Origin of the sequence: Roseateles asaccharophilus, from assembly GCF_031458115.1 — a bacterium.
In the GTDB taxonomy this organism is placed as follows: Bacteria; Pseudomonadota; Gammaproteobacteria; order Burkholderiales; family Burkholderiaceae_C; genus Pelomonas; species Pelomonas asaccharophilus_A.
In genome coordinates, this window is record NZ_JAVDXV010000005.1 from 442,550 (window position 1) to 463,514 (window position 20,965).

Sequence of the window (20,965 nt, forward strand, 5' to 3'; positions counted from 1 at the left end):
GGCGCAACAGACGCCTCACAAAACACAAAGCCGGGCGAGCGCCGGCGATGGCGCCTCACGCGCAGCCAGGCACGAGCACGGAGCGCCCTTGCGGCACGCGCCTCTGAACGGAAGCCTGTCACCGGGAAAACGCGCCCGAGGCGCGGCGCAACCACTCGGGACCCATCCGGCACCGAACCCAAACCAAATCCCGCAGCGAACGCCCAGGCACTGGATCGTCTCCCGGCAGCAACACAGCAAGCTCACCGAAAGATACCAATCAAATGCCAATTCAAGGCCGCCAACCCAGTCTCCCAGAGGTGACGCACCCTTGAATAGAGGTCAGCGGAGGCACCACCCGGGAAACTCCCCGGTAGAGACTGGTAGCAAAGTGGCGTTATCAATCGTTACAGTGGCATTACAGTGGATGCATGACTGCATGAGGGCATCGAGCAGCAGCAACCGGACTGAAGGTGGTACGCAGCCATGCTGTCCCGCCACCGCCGACGATTTCATTGGCCACAACGAGGAACAGTACATGAAGGTCAAACAGACCCCCATCTCGCAGGCAGTGCTCATCGCTCTGCTCGGCGCCAGCAGCACCACATTCGCGCAACAGGCTCCGACGCCTCAGCAGCTCGACACGGTCACGATTACCGGCATCCGGGCATCGCAGGAGAAGTCGCTCAGCGTCAAGCGCAATGCCGACGCCCACATCGACGTCATCTCGGCCGAGGACATCGGCAAGATGCCTGACAAGAACGTGGCCGACTCGCTGGCCCGCATCCCGGGTGTGACGGTGCTGAACAGCCCCGCCGGCGGCTCGGGCGGCTTCGACGAGCGGGATCGCGTCGGTCTGCGCGGCACCAATCCCAGCCTGACTCAAACACTTGTCGACGGTCATGGCATCGCCAACGGCGACTGGTTTGTCCTGGACCAGACCGGCGCAGGCGTCGGCCGCAGCGTGAGCTTCTCCCTGCTGCCTTCCGAGCTGGTCAGCCGGGTCGAGGTGCGCAAGAGCTCCGAGGCCTCTCTGGTGGAAGGCGGCACGGCTGGTTCTGTCAACATCATCACCCGTCGCCCGCTGGATTTCGCCAAGTCGCTGACCGCAGAAGTCGGCGTGGGCGCCGTTTACGCCGACCTGCCGAAGAAGACCGACCCCCAACTGTCGGCGCTGCTCAACTTCCGCAACGAGGCGCGCACCTTCGGCTTGATGGTGCAGGCCTTCTCGGAGCAGCGCAGCCTGCGTCGTGACGGCGTGGAAGCGCTGGGCTATATCAACAAGCTCGACGCGACGACCGCACCGGCCCTGGTCGCCGCGCGTCCGGACCTGAACGGCGTGTTCACGCCCGACCTGATCGGCTCCGCCCTCTTCACGCAGGAGCGCGAGCGCAAGGGCGGCCTGATCCGCGCGCAGATCAAGCCCAACGCGAACTTCGACACCGTGCTGACGGCGTTCTCGTCCAAGATGGAAGCGGACAACTACAACCGCAACTACCTGATGGCGCCTCGCGGCGGCTTGCTCAACACCGCGACCATCTCCGACTATGAGGTAAAGACCGACAGCAACGGCAACAAGACGCTGACGAAGGCCACCTTCAACTGGGCCACGCCGTCGACCGCCGGCTACTACGACCTGATCAGCCGCAAGGCGTCTGCTGAAACCGGCTTCGTCAGCGTGGACTCCAGGCTCAAGGTGAGCGACGCGTTGACGTTCACGGCCAATGCCGGCACGTCGCGCGGCAAGGGCAAGACGCTCAGCCAGGACGTTGTCGAACTGGCAATCGTCTCCTCGCGCGCCAGCTACTCGCTGAATGGCACGGACACGGCGCCGTCGTTCAGCTTCACCAACCCGACGACGCGCGCCGACTGGATCTTCGGCGCGCAGAACGTTGTCGTGCACGACAAAGAGTCCTGGGCCCAGATCGACGGCGAGTACGACCTCGATGTGGGTGTGCTGAAGACGCTGAAGTTCGGCGTGCGCGGCGCCCAGCACAAGCGCTACACCGACCCCATCGTGGCCCAGGGCCCGGGCTGCGCGAGCGGCACACCCTATCGCGCCGGCGCATTCGACTGGAGCCAACCGAGCGCCTGCTCGGTTGCCGGTCCGAACGGCACCACGGTCGATGCCCCGCAGAACTCGTTCTACACGCTGCCGGCCTTCGGCGGCAGCTATCCCAGCAACTTCGGCAGCGGTCTGGGCAGCGGTTTCCCCACCAACATCCCGTTCATCACCGCGGAGGCGCTGGCCGACTACAACCGCCGCGTGACCACCCGTGACCCGGTCACCCGTCGCTGGGCGGAGCAGGAGTACTCGGTGAAAGAGAACTCCACGGCCGCGTATGTCCAGGGCGACCTGATGGGCGATGGCTGGAGCGGCAACGTGGGTCTGCGCGCGGTGCGCACCAAGCAGAGCTCCAGCTCGTTCCGCGCCAGCCTCGCCAGCGAGACCCCGACGATCACCGGTTCGGCGTTCGGCAACTACACCGTCACGTCGTCTGACCTGACCTACACCGACTGGCTGCCCAGCGCCAGCGTGCGGATCGACCTACGCAGCGACATCGTGGCGCGTCTGGCGGTGAACCGCACGGTCACCCGTGCCGACTACACGGCGCTGTCCGGCTACACCGCCCTCAACTCCACGGGCATGTTCCTGGACAACACCGTGGTGGGCGGCGGCACGGCCGGCAACCCGAAGCTGAAGCCGGTCCGTTCGACCAACTTCGACGGCAACATCGAGTGGTACTTCGCTCCGCGTGCTTTCGTGTCGGCAGGCGCATTCCTGATGGACATGAGCAGCTACATCACCGATGGCACGTTCCGCGCGAACTACCCGGTGTTGCTGATCAACACGAACCAGGTCGGCGGCAATCCGCAGCTCGCAAACCGCGACTTCCTGGTGACCGGTCCGGTCAACAAGAAGGCCCGCGTGAAGGGCGTCGAGTTCGCGTTCGAAACGCCGATCGCCGCGAACTTCGGCGTGATGGCCAACTACACTTATGCGGATGGCGAGGACGAGACCGGCGACGTGCTGCGCGGCAACGTGAAGAACTCGTTCACGCTCGGCGGTTTCTTCGAGAACGAACGCTTCTCGGCTCGCGTGAACTACAGCTACACCGACGACATCTTTGTCGGCAACGACCGCGGCACCAAGTACTTCCAGAAGGGCACGGGCGTGCTGTCCGCATCGCTGGGCTACAAGTTCAGCGAGAGCTTCAGCGTGAGCCTTGACGGCCAGAACCTGAACGACCCCAAGCTGAAGTACTACGCCTCGGAACTGCAGCCGCGCGCCATCTACCGCAACGGCAGCCAGTACTACCTGACCGCCCGCGTCAAGTTCTGATGCAGGCCGGCACCGCGGAACCCTCGGGTTCCCGCGGTGGCCGTCACCCACCAAAATCGAAAGGGAGCGTGCAGTCCACGCTCCCTTTTTTTTTGCCCAGGCCATGAGCGAAACCGCCACCATCATCGACAAGTACATCGCCTCCCGCCCGTTGGGCGGCAGCACGGACGTGCCACCGCCGGTGAAGCACATCTGCGTCGTCGGCGGCGGCTCGGCGGGCTGGATGACGGCGCTGATGCTGGCCACCACGGCCTACGGCCCGCGGCTGAAGGTGACGGTGCTGGAGTCCCCCCAGGTCGGCATCATCGGCGTGGGCGAGGGCTCGACGCCCTGGCTGCGCCGCTTCTTCGAGATCCTCGGCATCGAGGAGTCCGAATGGATGCCGGCCTGCAACGCCACCTACAAGAGCGGCATCACGTTCGACGGCTGGTCCACCAAGCCCGGCTTCGAGCGCTACTTCCACCCGTTCGTGTCGATGCTGGACAACATGACCATGCATCCGTTCGTCGACAACGTGCACGCCCGACTGGAAGGCGCCAACGTCGACGCCCACCCCGATCGCTTCTTCCTGTCGACCGCCCTCGCCCGCCAGGCCAAGGGGCCGCGCGCGGACGCCAACTTTCCGTTCGACGTCTGGTACGGATATCACTTCGACGCGACGCTGCTGGGCCAGTTCCTCGGCCGCAAGGCGGTCGCGCGCGGCGTGACGCATCTGCAGCGCCACGTGAACCACGTGCTGCTGAACGAGCAAGGCGACATCGCCGGCCTGCAGCTGGACGGCGGCGAGACGCTGGAAGCCGACCTCTTCGTCGACTGCACCGGCTTCGCGTCGCTGCTGACCGGCAAGGCGCTGCAGACGCCTTTCATCGGCTTCGGCGAGAACCTCTTCAACGACGCCGCCGTCGCGATGCCAACGCCGCTGGACGGACCGCTGGAGTCGCAGACCGTCGCCACCGCGCTGCGCCATGGCTGGGCGTGGAAGATCCCGCTGACGCACCGCCAGGGCAACGGCTACGTCTACAGCAGCGCGCACTGCTCGGCCGACGAAGCCGAGACCGAACTGCGCCGCCACCTGGGCCTGCTGGATGCAGACATTCCCGCCCGCCACCTCAAGATGCGCGTCGGCCGCATGGAGAAGATCTGGCACCGCAACTGCGTGGCGATCGGGCTGTCGCAGGGCTTCATCGAACCGCTGGAGGCCACGGCGCTGCTGTACGTGCAGGTCACCGCATCGATGCTCGTGGAGGTGCTGGAAAAGCGCGCGCTCGGGCCCGACGCGCAGGCGCAGTTCAACGAGGCGATGCGGCAACGCTTCGAGAACACGCGGGACTACATCGTCGCGCACTACAAGACCAACTCGCGGACGGACACCGAGTACTGGCGAGCCAACGCGGAGAACATGCGCCTGTCCGAGTCCTTGCAGGCGGTGCTGATGACCTGGATGTCCCGCAAGCCGCTCGTGACCGCCTTGAAGGCGGGACGCTTCGGCCAGGGCTACCCTGCCGTGTCCTGGTACGCGCTGCTCGCCGGCATGGGCATCTTTCCCGACGCCGAGGACCTCGTGCCCCCCACCGCCCACCAGGCCCGCCACGACCTGGCGGCCGTCGATCACTTCATCGCGCGCAGCCTCGGCAACTTCCCCGACCACCGCGAACTACTGGCCAACATCCCGCCGGGCAACAGCGACAAGCTGCTGCAGGTCTACGCCTGGTAGCGGAGCGTCACGCGCGCGTCAGCATGTCGATGAGCTGCCGGCGCACGGCGGCATCGCGGTCGGCATCGATGGGCCCGAACAGGTGCCGCTGGTCCGGCGGGAGGTGGGACAGCCTCTCGCCAAGCGCACCGAACACGTAGTGGTCGAACAAGGCCCGCCAGCCCTCGCGCTCGCCGTCGGGCAGGTGGCGCAACGCCAGCATGGCCAGGCGCAGCGCGGCCAGGTGCAGATCGTCCGGTCGTCGCGGCGCCGCCAGCGGCCGCCACCAGTAGTTCATCAGGATGTTGAGGTGCGGAGCCAGCGACTCGACCTGATGGAACCACAGCGGCGGCATGTAGATCGCATCGCCCGGCTCCAGCTCGGCCACGACGGCGCGCTCCAGCGCCTGCGCGAGCAGCGGGAAGCGCGCCGTGTCGGCGCGGTGCAGGTCGGGCACGGTGGACATGGGTGCCGGCGTCGGCGCGTAGTCCGGCGGGCCCAGATACAGCAGCGGCGCGCAGGACGGCGGCAGCAGCGTGAAGCGCCGCCGCCCCGCCGCCACGCAGGCGATGTTGTGCGAATCGTCGAAGTGCGCGGGCACCGTTGCGCGATTGCCGATCCAGATGCGCGGCGGGATGGTCACGTCCAGCAGCGCCAGCCGGTTGGCCTGCTCCAGGCCCGGCAGTGCCTCGGACACCAGCGCACTCTGCACGGCCAGGCTGGGCGGCTCGGGGAAGTGGCTGTAGCGCCAGAGCTGCTCGAACAACGCGGCGAACGGCCGCTGGTCATGCATGAAGTTGAAGCCCGCCAGATCGGGCCGGTAGCTGAACGCCCGCGTCGCATCGGGCTTGGCCAGCACGGCATCGACCGGCTGGCCGCCGTCGAAGCCCATCAGGTACTGCAGACAGGGCTCCAGGCCCGCCCGGCCCTGCGCCACCAGCGGCCAGTGCGCGACGGCACCGCGCAGCACGACCGGCTCGTAGCCCGGCACCACGTCGCGCTCGAAGCGCTCGCGCGTGACGCCGGTCATCTCCTTCATCGGCTGCATGGGCACCTCAATCCTGCCGCCGCGCCAGCACACCGTGCCAGGCCTCGGGGATGTGGGCGGCCGGGTCCTGCTCGCGCTGCACGACGTAGTGCCCGAACATCGCCGCCCAAGCCTCGCGCTGGGTGGCGGGCAAGGCATTCAGCACCTGGATGGCCTGCAGCAGCGCGTGCGCGGGCGCGGGCAGGTCCTTCTCAACTGCCACCGGCCACCAGTAGTTGATGAGCAGGTTGACCTTCTCCAGCGCCTGCACCTGGTGGAACCACAGCGGCGGGATGTAGAGGGCGTCGCCCGGCCCCAGGTCGGCCACGAGGGCCGCGGCCAGCGCATCGCGGTAGCGCGGATAGCGCTCGAAGTCCGGCGCGTCGGGATGCACCACCGAGATCGGAGCACCCGACGGCGTGTGTTCCAGCGGGCCGATGTAGAGGTTGCCCACCTGATCCGGCGCGAACAGCGTGAAGCGCCGCCGCCCGGCCGCGACACAGGCCAGGTTGTGCGGATGGTCGTGATGCACCGGCACCGTCAGCGCATTGCCCAGCCAGAAGTTGGGCACGACGCCGGGTAGCGCCTGCAGTCGGTTGTCGTCCAGAAAACCCGGGATCACGTCGCCGACCTTGGCGCACTGCGCCGCGATGGCCGGTGCATGGCTCGCCGGCAGGTAGGCCGCCAGGTGACCCATGAACTCCGGCAGCGTCATGCGCGCCTTGACGAAGGCGAAGTCGGTCAGCGCGTCGTTGTAGCCCATGACGCCGCGTGCCGCCGCGCGGGTCTTCGTGGCCATGACCTCCGCGCCGCGGTCGAAGCGGCCGAGATAGTCGCAGATGGCCAGCGGCGCCTGGCGCCCTGCCTGCACGGCCGGCCAGTCCGCCACCAGACCCGCCAGCAGCACCGGCTCGGCGCGCCGCGCCAGGCGCTCTTTCAACTGCGGCTCGTCGGCCGCCGACCAGATTTCCACGGGCTTCACGGCCGGCATTGTCCCGGTTCACCCATGCCGCCCAACACCGACAAACCCTGTACCAGATGAAGGCCACTTCCGTGTTGGACGACGAGAACCTGCCGCAACGCAAGCGCTTCGTCGCCGTCCCGCAACAGGTCAGCAGCAGGCCTCTCGAATACCAGTCGGCCTGAGCCGCCTCGCGACTCCCTGGTAGCCCGGCCATTCGTCATAGAGGAATACATGAGCCACCCGGGAAACTACTGGCATCAAATTGGTAGCAAAGTGGATTTATCGATGGCTATAGTGGCATTGCATTGGTTGTACGCATTCAACAACAAACGAGACGACAACCGGACTCAAGGTGGTATGCAACCGGCCCGAGGCAGCCACCCTGCAACGAACCATGGCCATTACGAGGATTCAGTTCATGAAGGTCAAGCAGACCCCCATCGCCGCCGCTGTGTCGCTGACACTGCTGGGCGCTTCGCTCGCCGTCCAGGCCCAGCAAGCCGCCGCTCCCGCCGCCCAGCTGGACCAGGTCGTCATCACCGGCATCCGCGCCTCGCTGGAGAGCGCCGCCACGATCAAGAAGAACTCCACCGCCGTCGTCGACGCCGTGTCGGCCGAAGACGTGGGCAAGCTGCCGGACTCCGACGTGGGCCAGGCGCTGGGCCGTATCCCCGGCATCTCGGTGGGCCGCGCGTTCGGCCAGGGCGCCACTGTCTCCATCCGCGGCTCCGACCCGCAGATGACCTACACGACGCTGAACGGCCAGACCGTCGCGTCCACCGGCTGGTATGACCAGCTGGACATCGACCGCTCGTTCAACTACTCGCTGCTGCCTTCCGAGCTGATCGGCGGCATGGAGGTCTACAAGTCGCAGCAGGCCGACCTGACCGAAGGCGGCATCGGTGGCACGGTCATCGTCAAGACCCGCAAGCCGCTGGACATGGCCGCCAACAGCGGCTTCGTCGGCGTCAAGTACGGCAAGGGCACCATCAGCGACGCCGAGAAGGAAGTCTCGGGCCTGTTCAGCTGGAAGAACCAGGCCAAGACCTTCGGCGTGCTGGCCGCCGGCGCGCACTCGCAAGGCGCGTACATCCGCAACGGCATCGAAGCCGACAACCGCTGGTCCGGCGACATCGCCCCCACCGCCTTCATCCAGGACCGCAAGCGCGACGCGCTGAACGTGACGCTGCAGGCCCGCCCGGCCGAAGGTCTGGACCTGGGTCTGAACCTGCTGCGACTCAAGCTGGTCGGCGACAACAGCAACAGCAGCGACTACATCTTCCAGGACCCCGAGAACTCGACGAACTGCACGAAGCGCAACACCGACGTGAAGTCGGCGTGGAACCCCAAGGGCATGTGCGTCTACAGCTCGACCACGGCCGCCAACCCGCTGCCCACGCAGTTCTTCCAGGTCTGGGCGCGCGCCGCCGAGATGACGTCCGACACCGCGACGTTTGACGCCCACTACCGCACGGGCAACGCCAAGTACGACCTCGTCGCCGGCGTGACCAAGGCCGAAGGCGGCACCAAGCTGACGGCCAACTACCAGGCCGGCAACTGGGACGCCGGCTTCAGCCGCCCCGCCTGGCAGGGCACCATCGACGCGACGGGCAAGCAGATCGTCATCAGCCCGACGTCCAACCAGTCCTTCACCGCCGCCAACCTGCCCACGCAGATGGGTCCGCAGTCCTGGGCCACGTCGCGTGCGCCGAACAAGGACCAGGAGAAGTACCTGCAGATGGACGCCACCTTCGACCTCGACTGGGGCACCATCAACAGCTTCAAGACTGGCCTGCGCTATGCCGACCACACGTTCGAGAAGCGCGCCTTCCGTCCGATCTGGGCGTCGACCATCGCCACGTCGGCCACGTCCGGCCTGTTCGCCGGCACGGCCGAAGCCGCCAGCTGGAACATCCCGCGCCCCAACGTGGACGCGATGGTGGCCGGCACGCTGAAGAACATCACCGGCTGGAACGAAGACCGCAGCGCGTTCAGCGAACTCAACGAGAAGAACACGTCGGCCTACGGCATGTTCGAGTTCGAGTCGGGCAACATGCGCGGCAACTTCGGTCTGCGCTTCATCTCGACCAAGGTGTCCAGCACCGGCTACAAGTTCGACGGCACGCCACTGGCCGCCGGTGACTACGCCGGCAACGCGAACTGGGGCCGCAGCCACGACGTCAAGACGGCCAAGTACAACGATGTGCTGCCCAGCGTGAACTTCGCGTTCGACCTGCGCAAGGACCTGGTGCTGCGCGCCGCCGCCGCCCAGGCCATCACGCGCCCGAACTTCGCCAACATGTTCGGCGTGTCCGTGTCCGGCTACAACGACGACCGCGCCGGCAATGAAACCTGGACGCTGGGCAGCGTGGGCCTGAAGCCCATGAAGTCCAGCCAGGTCGACCTGAGCCTGGAGTACTACTACGGCAAGGGCAACCTGCTGTCGGCGACCTACTTCAACAAGGACGTCCAGAACTTCATCACCACCAACGTGGCGCTGAACCAGAAGATCGGCCTGGTGGACCCGCTGACCAAGGTCGACAACTGGACCGTGCAGAGCTTCGTCAACGCCGGCGGCGGCCGCCTGCAAGGCCTGGAGCTGCAAGCCAACCACGCGTTCAACAACGGCTTCGGCGTCGTTGCCAACTACACCTTCACCGAAGGCACGGCACCGGCCCAATCGTTCGCTGACAACCTGGGCATCTTCACGCAGTCGTCCAAGCACAACGTGAACATGGTCGGCTACTACGAGACCGCCGCCTACTTCGGTCGCCTGGCCTACAACTGGCGCTCCAAGTACATCATTCGTGAGAACGCCTACTGGTACGGCAACCGCATGCACGACAGCTACGGCACGCTGGACGCCAGCTTCGGCTGGAACATCAACAAGTGGCTGAAGCTCAGCTTCGAGGCCATCAACCTGACCAAGCAGGACGATGTGCAGTACGGCGTGATGTCCACCAGCCTGCCGGCCGATGGCCTGCACAAGGATCCGCTGAAGGCCGGCTACCCCGCCTGGTCCTTCAAGGGCGAGACCAGCTACAAGATCGGTCTGACCGCCAAGTTCTGATCGGCGGCCATCCCGCCCTGACGACGAAGGCCCGGCATCTGCCGGGCCTTTTTCATTTCACGCCACGCAAGAGGCGCAAGCCGTTGAACACGACCAGCAGGCTGGCCCCCATGTCGGCGAACACGGCCATCCACATCGTGGCGCTGCCCAGCACGGCCAGCACGAAGAACACCGCCTTGATGCCCAGCGCCAGCGCGATGTTCTGCCACAGCACCGCATGGGTCTTGCGCGACAGGCGGATGGTCTCGGGCACGCGGCGCAGGTCGTCGTTCATGACCAGCGCGTCGGCCGCCTCCTTGGCGATGTCGGTGCCGGCCGCGCCCATCGAGAAGCCCACCGCGGCGGCGGCCAGGCTGGGCGAGTCGTTGACGCCGTCACCCACCATGGCCACCGGCTCACCGCCTGTGCCCAGTTCGGCGACCGCACGCTGCTTGTCCTCGGGCAGCAATTGCGCGCGCACCTCGGTGATGCCCACCTGCTGCGCGATGGCCCGCGCGGTGGCCTCGTTGTCACCGGTCAGCATCACCGTGCGCACGCCCATCGCCTGCAGGGCAGCGACGGCCTCGCGGCTGCTGGGCTTCACGGTGTCGGCCACCGCAAACCAGGCCAGCGCCCCGCCCTCGCCGGCCAGCACGGACAGCGTGCGGCCTTGCTGCTCGTGCTGCTGCATCAGCGCTTCCAGCTCGGGCGTGCACTGGCCGCGCTCGTGGATCCAGCGGTGGTTGCCCAGCACATGGGCCTGGCCGGCGATGCGGCCTTGCACGCCCCGGCCCATCTCGGCGGCGAAGCCGTCGACCGCCAGCTCGCCCGCGTCCAGGCCCGCCGCGATGGCCCGGGAGACCGGATGGTCCGACCGTGCCGCCAGGCTGCGCGCGATCTCCAGCGCCTCGGGCGTCGCCCCCGGCAGCAGCCCATGCGCCACCAGCCGCGGCCGGCCCTCGGTCAGCGTGCCGGTCTTGTCCATCGCGACGACGCGCAGCCGGCGCGCCTGCTCCAGATGGACGCCGCCCTTGATCAGGATGCCGCGCCGCGCGGCGGCCGACAGCCCGCTGACGATGGTCACCGGCGTGGAGATCACCAGCGCGCAGGGGCAGGCGATGACCAGCAGCACCAGCGCCTTGTAGATCGCGTCCAGCCACGCCCAGCCCAGCAGCAGCGGTGGCAACACCGCGACCGCCAGCGCGATGGCGAACACGGCCGGCGTGTAGACCGCCGCGAACTTGTCGACGAAGCGCTGCATGGGCGCACGCTGGCCCTGCGCTTCCTCAACCGCATGGATGATGCGCGCCAGCACCGTGTCGGTCGCCGCATGCGTGACCTCGAACTCCAGCGCGCCGCCCTGGTTGATCGTGCCGGCATAGACCTCGTCGCCCGCCGCCTTGTCGACCGGAATGCTTTCACCCGTGACCGGCGATTGGTCCACCGCGCTCTGCCCCGCGGTCACACGACCGTCAAGCGCCAGACGCTCGCCCGGCTTCACCCGCACGGTCGCCCCCACCGCCACGGCGGCGGCGTCCTGCGTGAGCCAACGGCCGTCGGCCTGCCTCACCTCGGCCTGTGGCGGCGACAGCGCCAGCAGCCCCGCGATGGCGTTGCGCGCGCGCTCCACCGAGCGCGCCTCGATCAGCTCGGCCAGCGAGTACAGCGCCATCACCATGGCCGCCTCCGGCCACTGGCCGATGGCGAAGGCGCCGATGACGGCCACGCTCATCAGCGCATTGATGTTGAGCTGGCCGCGCAGCAACGCCGCCACGCCCTTGCGGAACACCGCCAGGCCCGACAGCGCGATGGCCAGCGCCGCCACGGCCATGCCGGCAATCTGCCAGGTGGCGGTGTGGTCGCCCAGCAGGTGCATCAGCTCGGCGGCCAGCGCGACACCCAAGGCGGCGCCCAGCCGCAACATCTCCACCCGCTGCGCGCGCGCCGTCTCGGCAGCCGACGGCGGTGCCGACAGCGCTTCGGCCTGGAAGCCTGCCTTGGTGATGGCCTCCGTCAGCACCGGCCAGTCGCCCGCGGGCGCGACGATGGCCAGCGTGCGAGCCGGCAGGTCGAACTGCAGCCGCTGCACATGCGTGAACGGCTCCAGCACGCGGCGGATCTGCGCCTCCTCCACCGGGCAGTCCATCGCCGGGATGCGCAGCAGCAATGCGCCGTCGGGCGTGGGCTGGGCGGGCGCAGCGGGCTCGTGATGATGGTGGTGGTGATTGCCATCGCAGCAGCTGTCCTCCGTCGGAGCTGCCGGTGCAGCAACAACAGCAATGGGAATCCGACGCCTTGGCGCAGGTGCGCTGCCGCAGCAATCGTCTTCGGCGGGATGGGGATGCGGGGCGTGGGTCACGGCAAGGCTTCCAGTGGCATTCAGGGAGATTGGAAACCCTGGAGCAGCTACAGAGTCAAGTGCCTACACTGGCTCGATGAAGATCGGTGAACTGTCCGCCGCCTCCGCCACGCCGGTGGAAACCATTCGCTACTACGAGCGCGAGGGCCTGCTGCCGGCGCCGGCGCGCACGGAGGGCGGCTTTCGCGTCTACGACGCGGCGCAACTGGAGCGGTTGCAGTTCATCCGCCACTGCCGCGGGCTGGACATGTCGCTCACCGAGGTGCGCACGCTGCTGCGCGTGAAGGACGACCCCGGCGCCGAGTGCGGCGACGTCAACGCGCTGCTGGACGCGCACATCGGGCACGTGTCGCAGCGCATCCGCGAACTGCGCGCGCTGGAGCGGCAGCTGAAGGACTTGCGCCAGCGCTGCGGCACGGGCCAGGCGGCGTCGCAGTGCGGCATCCTGGCCGGCTTGTCGCAGGCCGCCGCGCAGGAGCCGCCCCCGCGAAGCTCAGGCCATCTGCGCTCGGTTCACCAGAAGTCGTAGAAGCTGTTGACGGTGAGTCGCCCGGTGCGCGGGTCGGCGCTCAGCCGCTGCGGGTTCACGATGGCCGAGTGCAGCAGGCTGCCCCGGTAGACCACCAGCCGGTTGAAACGCGCCGGCATCATGCCGAGGAACTCGAAGCAGTCGTCCGAGTCGTCGAAGTAGCGCTGCGCCGGCGCCTGCGCATCCAACTCGGCGACCCGCTGGCGCTCGAAGGCGTCGACCTGGCCGGCCGTGATCTGCTGCAGCCCGGTGGCCTTGTGGCGGTAGAAGCCGGTGCCGCCGTGCGCGTCGTCGCACAGGTACAGCAGCACGGCCATGTGGTGCGGCGAGCTGGCATCGAAATGCGGCGTGCGCTGCAGCGCGCCCAGCTCGCCCGGCGCCACCGTCGTCAGCGAGAACGCGCATTCGCTCTTGTGCAGCGCCAGCGTGTCGGGCACGCCGAAGTTCTGGCGCACCAGCGGCTCCACCAGCGCGGTCAGCGCGGCCGAGTAGTCGGCCGGCACCGGCGCGCGCACGCCGGGGTAGCCCTTGCGTTCGGCCACGCCGGGGTAAGGCGCATAGCTTGCCGTTCGTGCGGCGTCGGCCAGCGGCCGCGGGTCGGCCAGGAAGTCGTCGATGAGCACCACCTGGTGCCCGCCCACACGTACCGAGCGCACCTCGGGCGGCATGCGGATCGCGAACGGATCGTCGGTCATGGCTGGTAGGCCGCGCGCAGGCCGTCCAGCCATTCGCGATGCCCGGGCAGGCCGTGGATGGCCGCCTGCGCCTGCTGCGCCACCTGCCCGAACTGCGCGAGGCTCTCGCGCCGCTCGTCGGCAGAGATGGGCAGCGGCCGCGTCGCGAAGCCCATGCCGTACAGCACGTACAGGTGGTTGTCGACGTCGAACAGGTCGAAGCGGCTGGCGAAGTCGCTCTTCAGCGGGTGGCGCACGGCCCAGCGCGCGAGGCGTTCGCGCAGCAGGTCCGACAGGTGGTCGGCGCGGCGGTTCTCGCGCCAGAAGTCCGAGTCCGTGCGGTCCGACAGGTGGTAGTGCAGCTGCACGAAGTCGATGATGCGCTCCCACGTGTAGGCCACCGCCTCGTTGTAGCCGCCGCGCAGCGCGTGGGCGTCGCCGGCCTGGCGCGGGAAGTTGCGCGACAGCAGGTTGGCGGCGAAGTCGGTCACGAGGATGGACGTGGCTTCCAGCGGCTCGACAAAGCCCTGCGCCAGCCCCAGCGCCGCGCAGTTGTGCACCCAGGCTTGCTGGCGGTAGCCGATTTTCATCGCGATCTTGCGCGGCGACAGCGAGTCGGGGGGCACGCCCAGGTAGCGAGCGAAACCCTGCACCGCCTGCGCCTCGCTCATGAACGCGCTGGCATAGACAAAGCCCGTGCCGCGCCGCTGCGTGACCGGGATGTCCCAGATCCAGCCGGCTTCATGCGCCTGCGCCAGCGTGTACGGCGGGATCTCGGCGCCGGCCAGCGGCACCTGCTGCACCAGCGCCGTGTCGGTCAGGATCTGGTGCGACTTGTCGACGAAGGGCACCTTCAGGTGCCGGTGCACCAGCAGCGACGCGAAGCCGCTGCAGTCCACGTAGAAATCGAACGGCAGGCGCTCGCCGTCCTTGGCCTTCAGCGCCGTGATGGCGCCGGACTCGTCGCGCTCGGCGTCGACGATGGTCGCGATGTGGTGGCGCACACCGAAGCGCCGCTGCGCGTTCGCGGACAGCAGCGCGGCGAACTTGTGCGCATTGACGTGGTACGCGTAATCCACGTCGCCCACATAGGGCGCCGACTCGATGCGCTTGGGGCAGCGCCCGGCTTCGGCAACCCGCGTGCTGATGGACACGTCCGAGAAAGGCCGCGCGTCGGGCGCCTCCAGCCAGCTGGGCGTGATGTCCAGGCCCGCCGGGAAGGGCGACGCGAACGGGTGGTAGTAGAAGTGCCGCTCGCCATGCCGGGCCGGGTCGCGCCAGCCCTGGAACTTGATGCCGTTCTTGAACGTGGTGTCGCAGGCGACGATGAGGTCGGCCTCGCTGATGCCGAACTTGCGCAGCGAGGTCTTGATCGCCGGCACCGTGCCTTCGCCAACGCCGATGATGGGCACGTCGGCGGACTCGATGACGGTGATCTGCACGTCCGGGTCGGCATGCAGCTCATAGCCCAGGTGGTTGGCGGCCAGCCAGCCGGCCGTGCCGCCGCCGAGGATGGCGATGCGTCGGGTCTTCATACCTTCCTAGACCTTCCAATACCAGCCGCGCTTGTCCAAAGCCCAGACGATAGCGGCCCACACGGCCACGAACGCGAGCGCGAACGCCAGCGATTGCGCGTGCGCCCCCCAGGCCGCGCCTATGGGCCCGAACACGGTGGCATACAGCGGCGCCATCGCGCCCGTGGCGGCCAGCAGCACCGTGGCCAGCCATGCGCCGGCGTAGGCGCCGATCGCGTTCAGCCCGAAGGCGCGGCCCCAGGGGCGGTGCCCGCGCCGATCCACCCAGGCATGGGCACCGGCCAGCGCCAGCGCGGCCAGGCCGCCGGTCCACAGCACGAAGGACGGCGTCCACAGCTGCTTGTTCAGCGGCAGCCAGGCCGACCAGACCCAGCCCGCCACGGCAAAGGCCAGGCCCATGGTCACCAGCCGGCGCAGGCGTCGGCGGCGCAGCACCTCGCCGCAGATCAGGCCCAGCATCGTCGTCGCCAGCGCGCCCAGCGTGGACAGCAGGCCCTCGGGGTCGAAGGCGATGCCGGTCTGGGCATTCCACTCATAGGCAAAACGGCCCAGCACGGCCGTGTCCACCTGCTGCGCCAGGCTGCCCAGCTTGTCCAGCGTGGCGCTGCCCATCAGCAGGCCGCCATAGCCCAGCAGCAAAGCCGCCAGCAGCAGCCATTGCCCGCGCGTGCGCAGCTGCAGCGCGGCGACGCCCACGACAGCAAAGCAGAAGCCAATGCGCTGCAGCACGCCCATCGCGCGGAACTCGGGCTTGGCGAGCAGCCACCACGCCAGCGCGTGCAGTGCCAGACCCAGCGCGACGATGCGCAGGCCGCGCATGACGACGGCCCGCTGCAGCGGCCCCGGTGCGCTGCCCGCATCCACGCGCGGGCCCAACGCCAGCGCGGCCGACACGCCGACAATGAACAGGAAGAACGGGAAGATCAGGTCAGTGGGCGTGCAGCCGTGCCAGGCCGCGTGTTGCAGCGGGGCGTACACCGCGCCCCAGTCGCCGGGGTTGTTGACCAGCAGCATGGCCGCGACGGCCAGGCCGCGCAGCGCGTCCACCGACGCGATGCGGCGGTCGTGACTCACGGCTTCGCGCGCATGGTGTTCATCGCGTCGAGGATTTCACCGTTGTCCTGGCTCAGCTCCCAGGCGAACACACCGGCCAGGCCCATCTTCTTCGCAAACGCCACCTTGGCACGCACCGCGCGCGGGTCGTCGTAGCCGACGTATTTGCCGTCGCCCACCATGGCCCAGGACTGCGAGGCCTTGTCGAAGACCGGCTTCATGCCCTGCTTGCCCAGAGCCGCCACGTCCTTGAACGCGGTCGAGCCATCGGCGTTGGGCCAGGGCTTGGCGTAGGTGCCGTCGGCCTTCACGCCGTCGAAGCCGCGCGCATACATCGCGACGCCGGCCACCATCTTCTCCACCGGCACGCCCTCTGCCTTCAGGTCGGCGACGGACTTCTCCAGGCTGTCCGCACCGGGCTTGCCGCTGCGCAGCGCCGTGTGGTTGCCGGCGTGCTTGGTCCACGGGCCGGTGAAGTCGTAGGTCATCATGAACACCAGGTCCAGCGACTTGGCCGCCAGGCCCATGGGCATGCGCACCAGCTGTTCCTTGGTGGTGTTGATGGCCACGGTCAGCGCGTAGCGGCGGCCGGTCTCGCGGCCCAGCGCGTCCAGGCCCGCGCGCAGCTCCTGCATCAGCGTCACGAAGCGCTGGCCATCGGCCGGGCTGCCCAGTTGCACGCCGTTGGCGGCGCCGTTGTTGCCGGGGTGCTCCCAGTCGATGTCCAGGCCGTCGAAACCGGGATGGGCGCGCAGCCAGTCGGTCGAATGCTTGATGAAGGCAGCGCGGCCTTCGGGCGTCGCCGCCAGGTGGAAGAACGGGTCAGACCCGCCCCAGCCGCCGACCGAGGCCAGCACCTGCACCTTGGGGTCGCGCTGCTTCAGGCGCTGGAAGGCGGCGGAGAAGATCTCCTGGTCCGCATGCGGCTGGATGCCGAACTTGGGCTGGCCCTTGCAGGCCGCCCCGTCCTGCGCGCGCTGGCCTTCGCCGCAGATCAGCAGAAAGGCGTAGAGGATGTGCGAGACGCGGCCGGGCTTCAGCTGCTCGACGACGCCCACGCCGCGCTCGGCCAGGATGTAGGTGCCGACGACGGGCGCGGACTGCGGTTGAGCCTGGGCCAGCGAGGCCGCGAAGGCCAGCGCGAGAAGGAAGCGCTTGTTCATATGTTGCACTCGCTGGTCAGGCCCGACTCGGGCACGGTGTCGCGCCGGGCCACGCCCTGGCGCTGCAGTTCCGCGGCGCGCGCCTGCATGGCGGCCGGCGTGACGGTCTGGCCCTGCGCGTGCAGCACCCAGTCCACCTCAAACTCGTGCGAGCGCTGCGCACCAGGCGTGGCGCCGCCCGACAGCCAGTGGCTGAAGCTGATCGCCATCGGCTTCACCGGCACGTTGCGGCCGGCGGCCTCGTTGAGCAGCTTGTCGTTGGCGAAGTGGCGCACGCGGCCGGCCTCGACCTGCACGGTCAGGATGTGCCAGCCGTCGTGCGAGCCCTTGTGCTGGCCCGCGCTGTTGAACGGCAGGAAGGGATCCACGCGCACGGTCTGCCAGGACACGCCGTACAGCCGCGTGTCCGGCGCGCCCCAGCCGCCGTGCGGCAGGTACTCGAAGTCGACCTCGCTGAAGTCGGGGTCGAAGTCATGCTTCAGCGGGCCAGCCAGGTAGAAGGCCTGCACGATGGTGTCCTTGAAGCCCGTGTCGCGCAGCCGCACGCGGGCGGTGGTGGTGCCCCACAAAAACTTGCGCGCCGCGCACAGCTGCGGCTGCACGGTGCCGGCGACGGTGCCGTCGGTGTCCAGGCGCAGCTTCAGCTGGCCGCCGGCGACGGAGAACTGGCCCGGCGCGAAGCGCGTGCCCGGCAGGCCCGGGTGGCCGCCGCCTTCGCGCAGCACCCAGCCGCTGGCGCGCAGCGCAGCCACATCGGCCTGCGAGAAGTCGTCGAAGAACTCGCCGTTGGCGAAAGCGGGGGCCGCCACGGCGGCCAGCAGGGTCAGCGCGAATTTCATGCGGGCACCGCCTCGGTGGGTTGGCTCTTGCGCGGCATGGGCACCCACAGCAGCAGCAGCAGGGCCGGCACGCCGCAGGCGATGGTCCAGGCAAAGAACTTCTCATAGCCCATGGCCAGCTGGATGTCGCCGCTGATGGACTTGCTGAGGATGAAGCCCAGCTGCATGACGCCCGAGCCCAGCGCGTAGTGGGCCGTCTGGAAGCGGCCGGGCGCGACGGCCTGCATGATGTACAGGATCATGCCGACGAAGCCGAAGCCGTAGCCGAACATCTCGATGCCCACGGCCGCGGCGATGTGCGGCAGGTCGGCGGGCAGCGCGGACGCGAGGTAGTAGAAGGTCACGTTGGGCACGCACATGGCCAGCACCAGCAGCGGCATCGCGCGCTTCAGGCTCAGCCGGCTGGTCACCCAGCCGCCCAGCACCGACCCCACCAGGAAGGAGCCCGTGCCCACCCAGCCGTAGACGTCGGCGACCTGGCCGGTCGTCAGACCGAGGCCGCCCTTGTCGCGCGCTTCCAGCAGGAACAAGGGTCCGATGGTCTGCACCTGGCCTTCGGCGAAGCGGAACATGACGATGAACAGCACCGCACGCCAGATGCCGGGCTTCTGGAAGAAATCGATGACGACCTCCTTCAGCAGTGCGGCCACGCCGGAGGCCGTCATCTCGCTGTGCTCGGTGGTCAGCGTGCCGGGCAACGTGCGTGCGTTGTAGGTGGCGAGCACGGCCACCAGGCCGGCCAGCATCAGGAACACGGTGGACCATGCATTCGCCGCGCCCATGCTGGTTTCCAGCGAGCCGGCGATCTTCAGCACCACGCCGGTGATGAAGAAGCGCGCGCAATTGAAGAACGCGCCCTGCCAGCCCGCGTAGACGGCCTGGCGCTTCTCGTCCAGCGACGACATGTAGAGGCCGTCGCAGGCGATGTCGTGCGTGGCCGACGCATAGGCGATCAGGAACAGCACGATGATGGCCGCCGCAAACCAGTGCGGCAGTTGCAGCGCCAGCGCCATCAGGCCCAGGCCCACGGCGCCCGCGTACTGCATCGCGACGACGATGAGCTTCTTGCTGCGCGCCAGCTCCAGGAACGGGCTCCACAGCGGCTTGATGGCCCAGGCCAGGCCCAGCACGGCCGTCCAGCGCGCGATCTGGTCATTGGCCACGCCCAGGTTCTTGAACATCAGGCCCGCGATGAGCATGACGACGAAGAACTGCATGCCCTGCACGAAGTACAGGGTGGGCACCCACCGCATCGGAGTCCGTTCTTGGCTCATTGCAGTCCCTGCGGCGCGCGGCCGGTCGCTTCAGATTTACCTTCCAGCCAGGCCTTGAGCCCCGCCAGTGCCCCGGGCGCAAAGCCCCAGGTCAGCAACGTCGGGCCGTGCACGTCCAGCGCCTGATACGGGTTCCACAGCGACAGGTGCAGGTCGGGCCGCCACTCGCTGGCGGCCAGGCCGTAGCGCGCGCGGCGCGTGGACACCAGCACGTTGACGCGGCCGTCCTTGGGCACCGTGGTCCAGTCCAGCTGCGCGATGTCGTCCACCATCTGGATCTGCGCGTCGGTGAAGGCCTCGAACAGCGCGACGGCCTGGCGGCCCGTGGGGCCGGCTTCCGACACCATGTCGGTGGGCACGTCGCCCTGCACGATGACGCGGATGGGCGTGTTCAGCGCAGGCGGCCTGGCGCCGCGCAGCGCGGTCAGGCCGGCAGCCCAGGCCTGGGCCATCAGCTCGTGGTCGGCCGCGCGGGCGGCTGCGTCGTCGACGAAGCGCGCCGGGTAGGCGGCGGCCAGCTTGTCCAGCCGCGTGTTGGCGACCTCGCCCTGGGCCTGCGTCAGCTGGCCGCTGGCGAACGCGTCGCGCAGCGCGTTGATGGCGATGAGCTGCTCGGCCGGCGAGCCCTGCGCCAGCACCATGTCGGCACCGGCCGTGATGGCCATGACGGCGCTCTTGGCATAGCCGAAGCGCTCGGCCACGGCCTTCATCATCAGCGCGTCGGTGATGACGACGCCGTCGTAGCCCCAGTCGCGGCGCAGGATGCCGCCGATCAGTTCGGGCGACAGCGTGGCTGGCCGCTCGGGGTCGATCTGCGGGTAGACGATGTGGGCCGTCATCATGGCCGGCGCCTGGCCGGCCAGCGCCTTGAACGGCGCCAGCTCCAGCGCGTTCAGCTCGGCACGGGTCTTGTCGACGGTCGGCAGCGCATGATGAGAATCCACATGCGTGTCGCCATGGCCGGGGAAGTGTTTCACGCAGCAGGCCACGCCTTCGCGCAGCGAGCCGCGCATCCACGCGGCGGCCAGGCGAGAGACCTCGACCGGGTCGTTGGAGAAGCTGCGCTCGCCGATGACCGGGTTGGCCGGGTTGTTGTTGACGTCCAGCACCGGCGCGAAGTTCCAGTTGATGCCCAGCGACTTCAACCCGCGCGCCACCGCCGCGCCCACGGCCTCGGCGCGGTCCGCGTCGCCGCTGGCGCCCAGTGCCATCGCCGACGGCGGCTGCGGCAGGAAGGTCACGCGCACGACGGCGCCGCCTTCCTGGTCGATGCCGATCAGCGCCTCGGGCCCCAGCACTTTGATGAGGTCACGCATCAGCGTGCGCACTTCGTCTTCGGTGCCGATGTTCTTGCGGAACAGGCAGACGGAGCGGATCTTCTGCTCGCGCAGGAAGGCCGCGGTCTCGGCGTCGAGTGCCTTGCCGGGAATGTCGACCATCACGAGACGGCCAGGGTCGAATGAATTCATGAATGCTCCTGAGGA

The 20,965-nt window shown here is 68.4% G+C and carries 14 protein-coding genes; 4 read left to right on the forward strand and 10 right to left on the reverse strand.

Going from position 1 to position 20,965, the window contains the following annotated elements:
* The first annotated feature begins 517 nt into the window (after nucleotides 1-517).
* Nucleotides 518-3,322 (forward strand): TonB-dependent receptor, encoded by a 2,805-nt coding sequence (locus J2X21_RS15205; RefSeq protein ID WP_310330029.1) that lies wholly within the window; start codon nucleotides 518-520, stop codon nucleotides 3,320-3,322.
* 103 nt (nucleotides 3,323-3,425) lie between these two features.
* Nucleotides 3,426-5,036 carry a tryptophan halogenase family protein gene (locus J2X21_RS15210; protein ID WP_310330030.1) on the forward strand — a complete coding sequence of 537 codons (1,611 nt, stop codon included), beginning with the start codon at nucleotides 3,426-3,428 and terminating at the stop codon, nucleotides 5,034-5,036.
* A 7-nt stretch (nucleotides 5,037-5,043) separates the two neighbouring features.
* Here the strand turns inward: J2X21_RS15210 and J2X21_RS15215 are convergent, their stop codons facing one another.
* Together J2X21_RS15215 and J2X21_RS15220 are read right to left on the reverse strand one after the other, a co-directional pair.
* Nucleotides 5,044-6,063 carry a cupin-like domain-containing protein gene (locus tag J2X21_RS15215; protein WP_310330031.1) on the reverse strand — a complete coding sequence of 340 codons (1,020 nt, stop codon included), beginning with the start codon at nucleotides 6,061-6,063 and terminating at the stop codon, nucleotides 5,044-5,046.
* Nucleotides 6,064-6,070: 7 nt separating this feature from the next.
* Nucleotides 6,071-7,024: a cupin-like domain-containing protein gene (locus J2X21_RS15220; protein WP_310330033.1), complete on the reverse strand. Its 954-nt coding sequence runs from the start codon at nucleotides 7,022-7,024 to the stop codon at nucleotides 6,071-6,073.
* Nucleotides 7,025-7,424: 400 nt separating this feature from the next.
* Here J2X21_RS15220 and J2X21_RS15225 point away from each other — a divergent pair, with 400 nt between their 5' ends.
* Nucleotides 7,425-10,076, forward strand: coding sequence for a TonB-dependent receptor (locus J2X21_RS15225; RefSeq protein WP_310330035.1), 2,652 nt, complete (start codon nucleotides 7,425-7,427; stop codon nucleotides 10,074-10,076).
* Nucleotides 10,077-10,128: 52 nt separating this feature from the next.
* Here J2X21_RS15225 and J2X21_RS15230 read toward each other — a convergent pair whose 3' ends face one another.
* The gene (locus J2X21_RS15230; protein ID WP_310330064.1) at nucleotides 10,129-12,201 is read right to left on the reverse strand and encodes a heavy metal translocating P-type ATPase; all 2,073 of its coding nucleotides are present in this window, start codon (nucleotides 12,199-12,201) and stop codon (nucleotides 10,129-10,131) included.
* Nucleotides 12,202-12,490: 289 nt separating this feature from the next.
* Between J2X21_RS15230 and cadR the strand changes: the two genes are divergently transcribed.
* Nucleotides 12,491-12,943, forward strand: coding sequence for a Cd(II)/Pb(II)-responsive transcriptional regulator (cadR, locus tag J2X21_RS15235; RefSeq protein WP_310330036.1), 453 nt, complete (start codon nucleotides 12,491-12,493; stop codon nucleotides 12,941-12,943).
* Here the strand turns inward: cadR and J2X21_RS15240 are convergent.
* Genes J2X21_RS15240 through nagZ form a run of 7 tightly spaced genes read right to left on the reverse strand, consistent with a single transcriptional unit; the run spans nucleotide 12,928 to nucleotide 20,950 of the window.
* Complete coding sequence (locus J2X21_RS15240) at nucleotides 12,928-13,638, reverse strand: DUF6445 family protein (RefSeq protein ID WP_310330037.1); 711 nt, start codon at nucleotides 13,636-13,638, stop codon at nucleotides 12,928-12,930. The genes cadR and J2X21_RS15240 overlap by 16 nt on opposite strands.
* Nucleotides 13,635-15,152, reverse strand: a complete 1,518-nt coding sequence (locus tag J2X21_RS15245; RefSeq protein WP_310330038.1) for a tryptophan halogenase family protein — start codon at nucleotides 15,150-15,152, stop codon at nucleotides 13,635-13,637. The genes J2X21_RS15240 and J2X21_RS15245 overlap by 4 nt, the downstream gene beginning before the upstream one ends.
* A gap of 6 nt (nucleotides 15,153-15,158) precedes the next feature.
* Complete coding sequence (locus tag J2X21_RS15250) at nucleotides 15,159-16,226, reverse strand: acyltransferase family protein (RefSeq protein WP_310330039.1); 1,068 nt, start codon at nucleotides 16,224-16,226, stop codon at nucleotides 15,159-15,161.
* Entirely contained in the window at nucleotides 16,223-17,368 is a 1,146-nt protein-coding gene (locus tag J2X21_RS15255) for a glycoside hydrolase family 18 protein (protein ID WP_310330041.1), read from the reverse strand. Before J2X21_RS15255 ends, J2X21_RS15250 begins: the two co-directional genes overlap by 4 nt.
* The gene (locus J2X21_RS15260; RefSeq protein ID WP_310330042.1) at nucleotides 17,365-18,207 is read right to left on the reverse strand and encodes a glycoside hydrolase family 16 protein; all 843 of its coding nucleotides are present in this window, start codon (nucleotides 18,205-18,207) and stop codon (nucleotides 17,365-17,367) included. Before J2X21_RS15260 ends, J2X21_RS15255 begins: the two co-directional genes overlap by 4 nt.
* The gene (locus J2X21_RS15265; protein ID WP_310330043.1) at nucleotides 18,204-19,481 is read right to left on the reverse strand and encodes an MFS transporter; all 1,278 of its coding nucleotides are present in this window, start codon (nucleotides 19,479-19,481) and stop codon (nucleotides 18,204-18,206) included. The genes J2X21_RS15260 and J2X21_RS15265 overlap by 4 nt, the downstream gene beginning before the upstream one ends.
* Nucleotides 19,478-20,950 (reverse strand): beta-N-acetylhexosaminidase, encoded by a 1,473-nt coding sequence (gene nagZ / locus J2X21_RS15270; protein ID WP_310330044.1) that lies wholly within the window; start codon nucleotides 20,948-20,950, stop codon nucleotides 19,478-19,480. The genes J2X21_RS15265 and nagZ overlap by 4 nt, the downstream gene beginning before the upstream one ends.
* Between the last annotated feature and the right edge of the window lie 15 nt (nucleotides 20,951-20,965).